At 42.8% G+C, this 10,736-nt stretch carries 8 protein-coding genes; 6 read left to right on the top strand and 2 right to left on the bottom strand.

Annotated features, from left to right (window positions below):
• Window positions 1-484 precede the first annotated feature (484 nt).
• Window positions 485-1,957 (top strand): 4-hydroxy-3-polyprenylbenzoate decarboxylase, encoded by a 1,473-nt coding sequence (gene ubiD, locus EAE92_RS18610; RefSeq protein WP_214069162.1) that lies wholly within the window; start codon window positions 485-487, stop codon window positions 1,955-1,957.
• A gap of 10 nt (window positions 1,958-1,967) precedes the next feature.
• The gene (gene fre, locus EAE92_RS18615; protein WP_036778280.1) at window positions 1,968-2,669 is read left to right on the top strand and encodes an NAD(P)H-flavin reductase; all 702 of its coding nucleotides are present in this window, start codon (window positions 1,968-1,970) and stop codon (window positions 2,667-2,669) included.
• A gap of 80 nt (window positions 2,670-2,749) precedes the next feature.
• Here the strand turns inward: fre and fadA are convergent, their stop codons facing one another.
• Window positions 2,750-3,916, bottom strand: a complete 1,167-nt coding sequence (gene fadA / locus EAE92_RS18620) for an acetyl-CoA C-acyltransferase FadA (RefSeq protein WP_214069163.1) — start codon at window positions 3,914-3,916, stop codon at window positions 2,750-2,752.
• An 11-nt stretch (window positions 3,917-3,927) separates the two neighbouring features.
• Window positions 3,928-6,114 carry a fatty acid oxidation complex subunit alpha FadB gene (gene fadB, locus EAE92_RS18625; protein ID WP_214069164.1) on the bottom strand — a complete coding sequence of 729 codons (2,187 nt, stop codon included), beginning with the start codon at window positions 6,112-6,114 and terminating at the stop codon, window positions 3,928-3,930.
• A gap of 272 nt (window positions 6,115-6,386) precedes the next feature.
• On the opposite strand from fadB, the gene pepQ reads away from it, so the two are divergent.
• The 4 genes from pepQ to hemG are packed head-to-tail and all read left to right on the top strand — an operon-like array spanning window position 6,387 to window position 10,381.
• Window positions 6,387-7,721 carry a Xaa-Pro dipeptidase gene (gene pepQ / locus EAE92_RS18630; protein ID WP_214069165.1) on the top strand — a complete coding sequence of 445 codons (1,335 nt, stop codon included), beginning with the start codon at window positions 6,387-6,389 and terminating at the stop codon, window positions 7,719-7,721.
• On the top strand, window positions 7,721-8,332 hold the full coding sequence (locus tag EAE92_RS18635) for an IMPACT family protein (protein WP_214069166.1): 612 nt from the start codon (window positions 7,721-7,723) through the stop codon (window positions 8,330-8,332). The genes pepQ and EAE92_RS18635 overlap by 1 nt, the downstream gene beginning before the upstream one ends.
• 37 nt (window positions 8,333-8,369) lie before the next feature.
• Window positions 8,370-9,821, top strand: a complete 1,452-nt coding sequence (trkH, locus tag EAE92_RS18640) for a Trk system potassium transporter TrkH (RefSeq protein WP_214069167.1) — start codon at window positions 8,370-8,372, stop codon at window positions 9,819-9,821.
• 23 nt (window positions 9,822-9,844) lie between these two features.
• Window positions 9,845-10,381 carry a menaquinone-dependent protoporphyrinogen IX dehydrogenase gene (hemG, locus tag EAE92_RS18645; RefSeq protein ID WP_214069169.1) on the top strand — a complete coding sequence of 179 codons (537 nt, stop codon included), beginning with the start codon at window positions 9,845-9,847 and terminating at the stop codon, window positions 10,379-10,381.
• Window positions 10,382-10,736: the final 355 nt, after the last annotated feature.

Genomic DNA, 10,736 nt, shown 5'->3' on the forward strand with positions numbered 1-10,736 from the left:
GTAAAAAAGCGATAAGTAATATTTTGATAAGTGACAGATAAAGTAATTAATATAAAGTTGATTGTTATTTGTTCAACAGATATTAATAAAAGAAAAATATCAATATTTCTGTTGAGTAATTGCAAAATTTGATAATCATTAAGCAGTCATATGGGAAATCTGTGGTGAGCGATTGGCTGTATCTTGCGCAGTGAACCCAGAGGAGATAGTGATAACATTATTTCGGTGGTAAAAGTGAAGGTATCAGACTGTTCTAGCGCAACATGTTCCAACTAAACATCTTACTGAGTAATTTGATGCTCAAATATTAACTCATTAGGCTCTATTTCGTTGTATTTGACTTTAAGGTCGCAAGGTTGAATTAACCCCGTTGCTTTTTAGTAACTTATTGGTTTACTTTGTAGTCTTCTGAAAAAAACACAAAAAAGCTGAGTGGGATGGCTTATAATGATTTTCCCCTTAAAAACCGGCATAAATGAATAGTATGAAATACCGTGATTTAAGAGATTTTCTAACCTTATTGGAGCATAAAGGTGAGTTGAAACGCATCAGTCTTGAAGTTGATCCTTATTTGGAGATGACTGAGATTGCAGATCGTACCCTTCGCGCTGGTGGGCCTGCCTTGTTGTTTGAAAATCCCAAAGGTTATTCGATGCCTGTATTGTGTAATTTGTTCGGTACTACTGAGCGTGTTGCTATGGGGATGGGGCAGAAAGATGTTAAAGCTTTGCATGATGTAGGTAAGCTATTAGCTTTTTTGAAAGAACCCGATCCTCCAAAAGGTTTTCGTGATTTACTGGATAAGCTGCCGAAATTTAAGCAAGTCCTTAATATGCCAACTAAACGGCTTAATACTGCGCCTTGTCAGGAACATGTTTCGGTTGGCGACGATGTAGATTTGACCCGTATTCCTATCATGCACTGTTGGCCAGAGGATGCTGCGCCATTGATTACTTGGGGGCTGACAGTCACTCGTGGCCCGAATAAAGAACGGCAGAATCTTGGTATTTATCGCCAGCAAGTATTAGGTAAAAATAAACTCATTATGCGCTGGCTATCTCATCGTGGTGGTGCGCTTGATTTTCAGGAATGGTGTCAGGCACATCCAGGAGAACGTTTCCCGGTGGCTGTTGCCTTGGGTGCTGATCCAGCGACAATATTGGGGGCTGTGACGCCGGTTCCTGATACATTGTCGGAATATGCATTTGCCGGGTTATTAAGAGGATATAAAACAGAAGTCGTGAAATGTCTTTCAAGTAACTTAGAGGTGCCAGCAAGTGCTGAGATCGTCTTGGAAGGGTATATTGAGCCTGGCGAGTTAGCTCCAGAAGGGCCATATGGTGATCATACGGGCTATTATAATGAAGTCGATATGTTCCCGGTGTTCACTGTGACACATATTACTCAGCGTCATGATGCTATTTATCATTCGACTTATACTGGCCGCCCGCCAGATGAACCTGCTGTGTTGGGGGTTGCATTGAATGAGGTGCTGGTACCGATTTTACAAAAACAGTTTCCCGAAATTGTCGATTTTTATCTGCCTCCTGAAGGTTGTTCCTATCGTTTGGCCGTCGTGACTATGAAGAAACAATATCCGGGCCATGCCAAGCGGGTCATGATGGGGGTTTGGTCATATCTACGGCAATTTATGTATACAAAGTTTGTTATTGTTTGTGATGATGATATCAATGCCAGAGACTGGAACGATGTCATTTGGGCAATCACTACGCGAATGGACCCGGCAAGAGATACAGTATTAATGGAGAATACTCCGATAGATTATCTCGATTTTGCATCGCCAGTTTCAGGATTAGGTTCGAAGATGGGAATGGATGCAACGAATAAGTGGCCGGGAGAGACGCAGAGGGAATGGGGACGTCCTATTGTGATGAGTGAAGAAGTGCGTACCCGCGTCGACAAAATCTGGGATGAATTAGATATTTTAGGACCATAAGAGGGAACGCATGACAACACTGAGCTGCAAAGTAACCTCTGTAGAGGCTATTACTGATACGGTTTATCGGGTACGGTTACTTCCCGATTCTCCGTTCTCATTCCGCGCCGGTCAGTATCTGATGGTGGTAATGGATGAGAGAGATAAACGTCCGTTTTCAATGGCATCAACGCCTTCAGAAAAGGAATTTATTGAATTACATATTGGCGCTTCTGAACTGAATTTGTATGCAATGGCTGTGATGGATAGAATTCTGGATCAGAAAATGATCAATATTGATATCCCTCATGGTAAAGCTTGGTTCCGTCAAAGCAGCGCTAATCCGCTGTTATTAATTGCCGGCGGTACGGGGTTTTCTTACACCCGTTCAATATTACTGACAGCGTTAGAAGAACAACCTGAACGTCAGATCTCTATGTATTGGGGAGGCAGAGAATTACAACATTTATATGATCTTGCTGAATTACAGTTACTTACAGAGCGCTATCCTAATTTGAAGGTTGTTCCGGTTGTTGAACAATCAGAGAATGGTTGGTGTGGACGTACAGGAACAGTGCTTAAAGCAGTACTAGAGGATTTTGGTAGTTTGGTCAATTATGATATTTACATTGCAGGGCGATTTGAAATGGCAAAAATTGCTCGTGAGCGCTTTTGTGGTGAGCGTGATGCTTCTGCTGACAACATGTATGGCGATGCTTTCGAATTTATTTAAAATAATAAAAAAACCCGCCCCTGACAGGCGGGAATTACGGCAACAACGACTCAGTTATAATAATTCTTACAGATACGTTCTTAATCCATTCTTTCTATAATGGTGGCGATACCTTGACCTAAACCGATACACATGGTTGCCAGCCCAAATTGAACATCGCGGCGTTCCATTAAGTTCAGCAACGTTGTTGTGATGCGAGCGCCTGAGCAGCCTAGAGGATGACCGAGAGCAATTGCGCCGCCATTTAGGTTAACTTTGTCATCCATACTATCCAGCAAATTCAGACCTTTCAGGCAGGCAAGTGACTGAGCAGCAAATGCTTCGTTTAATTCCATCACACCAATATCACCCAGTTCTAAACCTGCTTTCTTGAGCGCCATTTGTGTAGCAGGGACCGGACCATATCCCATAATGGAAGGGTCGCAACCAACAGCGGCCATAGAACGGATGCGAGCACGAGGTTTCAGCCCCAGATTCTTGGCGTAACTTTCACTGGTTATCAACATTGCAGACGCGCCATCGGATAAAGCAGAAGAGCTGCCTGCTGTGACTGAGCCTGTTACTGGATCGAATACAGGACGCAGTGCGGCCAGATCTTTCAGATTAGCATCCGGGCGGATCACCTCATCGTAATCAAACAGCTTCAATATGCCATCGGCATCGTGACCATAAATTGCTGATATCTCATTGGAGAATGCGCCTGATTGCGTCGCCTGTGTTGCACGTTGGTGCGAACGAAGCGCAAATTCATCTTGCATTTCACGGCTGATATGGTGAATCTTCGCCAACATTTCAGCGGTTAAGCCCATGACTCCTGCGGCTTTGGCAACGCTCAGACTCATTTTAGGATGGAAATCCACGCCATGAGTCATTGGAACGTGGCCCATGTGCTCTACGCCACCGATCAGTGTGACATTAGCTTCTCCGGTCATGATCATACGAGCGCCGTCATGCAGCGCTTGCATCGATGAACCGCATAGCCGGTTAACAGTCACGGCTGGTACAGAGTGAGGGATATCAGCCAGTAAAGCCGCATTACGGGCAATATTGAAACCTTGCTCTAGAGTTTGCTGTACACAGCCCCAGTAGATGTCATCAATTTCATGTTGCTGTATTGCCGGATTACGTTTAAATAGCTCTTTCATCAGGTGAGCGGAGAGATCTTCAGCCCGGACCTGACGGAATGCGCCACCTTTTGAGCGCCCCATTGGGGTGCGGATGCCATCAATAATGACTACATTTTCCATGTTTCCAGACCTCACGCTGTTTTTCCGGTGCTGACAGCAATCGTTGCTGCTGTAGGGTAGTAACTTTCATTACGTTCAGCTTTGGCTTTCAGACCAGGTGGTACCTGATAAAGAGCGCCAAGGTGAGCATAATTTTCAGCCATTTTTACGTAAGCTGCTGTTCCTATTGTTTCCAGATAACGGAAAACACCACCGTGGAATGGAGGGAAACCAAGGCCATAAACCAGAGCCATGTCTGCTTCTGCTGGGCTGGCGATGACACCTTCTTCCAGACAACGGACAACTTCGTTGATCATCGGGATCATAGTACGAGCGATGATCTCTTCACTGGAGAAATTACTCTTCTGTTGGCAGATAGTTGCCAGCAGTTGGTCTGTTTGCTCGTCCTGCTCTTTTTTAGGCTTACCTTTCTTATCTTGAGTGTATTTGTAGAAACCAAGACCGTTTTTCTGCCCGTAGCGTTGATTGTCATATAGAACATCAATGGCATCTTTATAATCACGCTCCATGCGATCTGGGAACCCTTGGGCCATGACTGATTGAGCATGATGTGCAGTATCAAGACCAATAACATCAATAAGGTAAGCAGGACCCATTGGCCAACCAAATTCTTTCTCCATGATTTTGTCTATTTGGCGGAAATCACCACCATCACGCAATAGCAGACCGAAGCCAAGGAGATAAGGAAGCAGTACCCGGTTTACAAAGAACCCTGGACAGTCGTTAACGACGATCGGAGTTTTACCCATTTTGCTGGCATAGGCGACTACGGTTGAAATTGTCTTTTCAGACGTTTTTTCACCGCGAATTACTTCAACTAACGGCATGCGGTGTACCGGGTTGAAGAAATGCATACCACAGAAGTTTTCCGGGCGTTTTAGGGGTTTAGCCAATTCTGAAATCGGAATTGTTGACGTATTGGAAGCTAGGACACAATCTTCATTAACCAGAGTTTCAGTTTCTGATAGTACAGCCGCTTTGATCTTAGGATTCTCTACTACAGCTTCAACCACGATTTGAGCCTGTTCGATACCGGCATAATTTAAGGTAGGTTGAATAGAAGAGAGGGTTTTCGCCATTTTTATGGCATCTAGACGGCCACGTTCAAACTGCTTATTTAGAAGTTTCGCGGCTTCATTCATACCTAATTCAAGGGCTTGCTGGCTGATGTCTTTCATCATGACAGGAATCCCTTTGCGGGCAGATTGATAGGCTATACCACCACCCATAATTCCTGCACCTAGAACTGCGGCATACTCAGGTGTTGTGACTTCTTTCAGATGTTTTTTTGCCAGCCCTTTTACATACTGGTCATTAAGAAAAATACCCACTAAGGCACGGGCAACATTTGTCTGTGCTAGAGGAATGAAGCTGGCGGTTTCCTGTTTCAATGCTTCATCGCGACCAAGTGTAGCGGCTTTTTCTATGGATTTAACTGCGGCGATGGGAGCTGGATAATGAGGACCGGCGACTTTCATCACCATACCTTTTGCCACACTAAAACTCATGCTTCGTTCAATTTCATTGAGTTTCAAAGGCTCTAATTTCGGCTGGCGTGCGGCTTTCCAGTCAAGGTTCCCTGCAATTGCTTGTTCCAGCATTGATACTGCGGAGTCAACCAATTTTTCTTTGGGAACAACAGCATCAATCAAACCGTTTTTCAATGCATCTTCTGCACCAATGTCTTTACCTGCTGCAATGATATCCAGGGCATTATCAGTCCCGATCAAGCGAGGAAGGCGAACAGAGCCACCAAAACCAGGCATAATACCAAGTTTGGTTTCTGGCAGCCCAATGCGTATATCCGGGGAGGCCACACGGAAATCCGTAGATAGAACACATTCACAACCACCACCAAGAGCATAACCGTTTATTGCCGAAATGGTTGGTACAGGTAAATCTTCTATCCGGTTTAAAATGCTATTTGAAAAGTTGAGCCATTCTTGCAGTTTTTCTACAGGTGAATCGAATAAAGAGAGGAATTCAGTAATATCCGCACCAACAATAAATGCAGCTTTTTCAGAACGTAATAAAACGCCTTTCAGTCCAGTTTGTTGCTCCAGGCTAGCAACAGCCTTATCGAGAGATGCAACGGTTTTGGTATCTAGTTTATTAATCGCGGCTGGGGCATTGAAAACCAGTTCAGCAATGCCATCTTTCAGCCAGCTTACTTGAATTGTTTCACTTTGATAGAGCATGTCGTTCTCCTAAATGAGCGCATACCATCTGGTATGACCAGATGGGTTTGATTGTGGTTATTATGTTAAGCAAATGCAAATGAGTGATTAGTTTTTTGCAAGGGTGATCACAAGTGAGATTTGTATCTCATTGACAATAATTGTTTTTATATTTTGATAAATAAGGTGTTAGCGGGGGCTGATGAATTGAGAGGGTTTTGCGTGATACCTGCAAATATCAATGGCTGTGATAAGCTAATGGTCTAGCCATAAAATAAAAAAGGTCAATTGAAATGGAAAAGTTGGCATCTCTGTACCACGAACATATCTCTACATTGCAGCAACGTACCGGTGAAGCATTGGCCCATAATCAATTCGATGCTTTGCTGATTCACTCTGGTGAGTTACAGCGTATTTTTCTTGATGATAGAGACTACCCTTTCAAAGTTAACGCTCACTTCAAAGCTTGGGTGCCAGTAACTAAAGTACCTAATTGTTGGTTGTGGGTAGATGGTATTAATAAGCCTAAATTATGGTTTTACTCACCGGTAGATTATTGGCACAGCGTAGAACCGCTACCGACTAGCTACTGGACTAAAGAAGTTGAAATGATCCATCTGGCAAATGCTGGAGATATCAATGCAGAGTTAAGCACTTATGTCAAACAGAATGTTGCTTACATTGGTTGTTCACCACAAAGAGCAAAGGAGATTGGTTTCTCTGAACACAATATTAATCCAAAGCCTGTCCTTGATTATTTGCATTTCTATCGTTCATACAAAACAGATTATGAATTAGCTTGTATGCGTGAAGCGCAAAAAACGGCTATTGTCGGGCATTTGGCCGCTTATGAAGCATTTCAGGCTGGGATGAGTGAATTTGATATTAATATCTCTTATCTTACGGCGACAGGTCATCGTGATACAGATGTACCTTATGACAATATTATTGCTATGAATGAGAATGCGGCTGTTTTGCATTACACTGTATTGCAACACAATGTACCTTCAGAGATACGTAGCTTCTTGATTGATGCCGGCGCTGAATATAATGGCTATGCAGCAGATATCACCCGTACTTATTCAGCAAAAAGCAATAACGAATTTTCCTCTTTAATTAAAGATATGAATGCTGAACAAAAAGCACTAATCAGTACAATTAAAGCAGGAGTTCGCTATACCGAATATCATATTCAGATGCATTATCGGATTGCTAAATTATTGAAAAAATATGGTATCGTGAAAGATGTCAGTGAAGAAGTCATGGTTGAAAAAGGGCTGACAACCCCATTCTTTCCACATGGCATTGGTCATCCTCTTGGATTACAGGTCCATGATGCGGCAGGGTTTATGCAGGATGATACAGGTACACATTTGGCAGCTCCGGATATGTACCCTTATCTGCGTTGTACCCGTATTCTGGAACCCCGAATGGTGCTGACTATCGAGCCTGGCCTTTATTTCATCGAATCGCTGCTTGCACCTTGGCGTGAAAGTGAATTCAACAAACATTTTGACTGGAATAAAATTGGGATGCTTAAACCTTTCGGTGGTATTCGTATCGAAGACAATATTGTGATCCATGAAAATAAAGTGGAAAACATGACTAGGGATCTTCAATTACCATAATGAAGCCTTATTTGATACCCGCGGCTTCAGTGAGTTTTACTGAAGAGATTAAAAAAAGTCGCTTTATTACCTTTCTGAAGCATACTTGTGGGGTGGATGAGGCCAAGGAGTTTATCCAGCAAATCAAAGCTCAGTACCCTGATGCCCGCCATCACTGCTGGGCATTTGTTGCTGGTGCGCCGGATGATTCACAGCAGTTGGGTTTTTCAGATGATGGCGAGCCTTCAGGGACCGCAGGTAAGCCGATGCTATCCCAGCTTATGGGAAATGATATTGGTGAAATAACCGCGGTTGTTGTCCGTTATTTTGGTGGAATAAAATTAGGTACCGGTGGGTTAGTAAGGGCATATGGAAGTGGTGTCCAACAGGCGCTGAAATTGCTGGAAACAAAATATAAGGTTCCACAGAAACTCTGTTCCTTGCAGTGTGAATATGCCCATATCTCTATGATTGAACAGTTATTACAGAAATCATCGGGGCAAATTATTTCCAGTGAGTATGCAGAGAATGTTACTTTACGAATTTCACTTCCAACTACCTTAGTGGGGGAAGTCGGTGATAAATTACGTGATCTAAGTCGTGGTGTACTGCATTTAACACCTGATCTGTAAATATTCTCTGTAACTGGATTTCTAAGGAACCAGCTAAATGCATTTTCGTGCCATAACCCGTATTGTTGGGCTACTTGTCATTCTTTTCTCTGTCACCATGATAATTCCAGGATTGGTAGCACTTATCTATCGTGATGGCGCTGGGCGTGCATTTAGTCAGACATTTATTTTTGCCTTAATTATTGGTTTGATGCTTTGGATACCAAATCGGGAGCAAAAACATGAATTAAAGCCCCGAGAAGGGTTTCTTATCGTTGCTTTATTTTGGATTGTACTTGGTAGTGTTGGGGCTTTACCTTTCATCTTTTCTGAACAGCCAAACCTTTCTATTACAGATGCATTTTTTGAGTCTTTCTCCGGTTTAACAACAACGGGTGCTACGACCCTGATTGGGCTTGATTCCTTGCCTAAAGCGATTCTTTTCTACCGGCAGATGCTGCAATGGTTAGGTGGTATGGGGATTATTGTGCTGGCTGTTGCAATATTGCCTCTACTCGGGGTTGGGGGAATGCAACTCTATCGGGCTGAAATGCCTGGCCCTTTGAAAGATAATAAAATGCGCCCACGAATTGCTGAAACGGCAAAAACCTTATGGTTGATTTATGTATTACTGACAATCGCCTGCGCTTTAGCATTATGGGCTGCGGGGATGTCAGTTTTTGATGCCGTTTCTCACAGTTTTTCAACTATCGCGATTGGTGGATTTTCTACGCATGATGCGAGTATTGGTTATTTCAATAGCCCTGCGATAAATACCATTATTGCGATTTTTCTGCTGATTTCTGGTTGTAACTTTGGCTTGCACTTCGCAGTATTAACGGGACGTAGCCTGACAGTATATTGGCGGGACCCTGAATTCCGCATGTTTATCTCCTTTCAATTAGTGCTTGTCATTATTTGCACTTTGATCTTATGGCATCATACTGTTTATAAGTCGGGGATAGAGACATTAAACCAAGCTTTTTTCCAGGTTGTTTCAATGGCGACAACGGCAGGGTTCAGCACAGATAGCTTTGCACGTTGGCCATCATTTTTGCCAATATTACTGTTGTGTTCCGCGTTTATTGGTGGTTGTGCGGGTTCAACGGGAGGAGGACTGAAAGTCATTCGTATCTTATTACTATTCCTGCAAGGTTCCCGTGAATTGAAGAGATTGGTTCATCCAAATGCGGTTTATACCCTCAAGCTAGGGCGAAGAGCATTACCTGAACGGATTATTGAAGCTGTTTGGGGATTCTTCTCTGCTTATGCTTTGGTATTTATCATTAGCTTGTTATTACTTATTGCAACTGGTGTAGATGAACTTTCTGCGTTTTCTGCAATAGCCGCTACACTAAATAATCTAGGGCCTGGGTTGGGTGTTGTTGCGGATAACTTCACTGCAATGAATCCGGCAGCCAAATGGATATTAGTTATAACGATGTTGTTTGGTCGCTTGGAAGTATTCACTTTATTAGTTTTATTTACACCAACCTTCTGGCGTGAATAGTCTATTAGGAGAGGGGTATGGCTATGAATTGTTTGTTACTTTATTCCAGTCGGGATGGGCAGACTAAGAAAATCATTACCCGCATTGCTGAAAATCTACGCAAATCAGGGGAGGTATGCGAGCTCATAGATTTAGCAACAGTAAAAACGATTAATTTGGAAGATTATGACAAAGTTATGATTGGGGCTTCGATCAGATATGGTCATTTTAATTCGGTACTGAAAAAGTTTGCGATTTGTCATCAACAACAACTTAATAAGATGCCAACTGCGTTTTTTTGTGTGAATCTGACAGCCAGGAAGCCAGAGAAACGTACACCAGAAACGAATGTGTATGTTCGCAAATTTCTGCTTAATAATCCCTGGAAGCCAGATTTATGTGGTGTTTTTGCTGGTGCATTACTTTATCCCCGTTATCATTGGTTGGATCGGATAATGGTGAAGATGATTATGAAGATGACCGGTGGGGAAACTGATACAACCAAAGAAATTGAATATACCGACTGGCAGCAAGTCGATCATTTTGCTAATGATTTCCTTGAAATAGTGAGTGAAAAATAACTGATTTGTTCTTTTTGTCAGTGTTTTGTTGAAAAAATCCGCGAATGGCAATTTTTTTTCAATAAATACTTGCCAGCGTCAAAGAACTCCCTATAATGCGCCACCACTGACCGACACAACGCTGATAAACATTGTGAGGTCAGGCAGAGAGAAAGCGAATAAGCGCTTGACTCTGCGGGCGAAAAGCGTAGTATACGCAGCCCGGCTGAGCGAGAATATGAAATTTTAATTCAGCCTGCTCTTTAACAATTAATCAGACAATCTGTGTGGGCACTCACAAGACCGTATCACAAAAAAATACGTTTTAAAGTCTTGAAGAGTGAACAACAGTTAATTCATTACGAAATAATTAGTC

The organism is Photorhabdus hainanensis (genome assembly GCF_018448965.1).
GTDB classification, from domain to species: domain Bacteria; phylum Pseudomonadota; class Gammaproteobacteria; order Enterobacterales; family Enterobacteriaceae; genus Photorhabdus; species Photorhabdus akhurstii.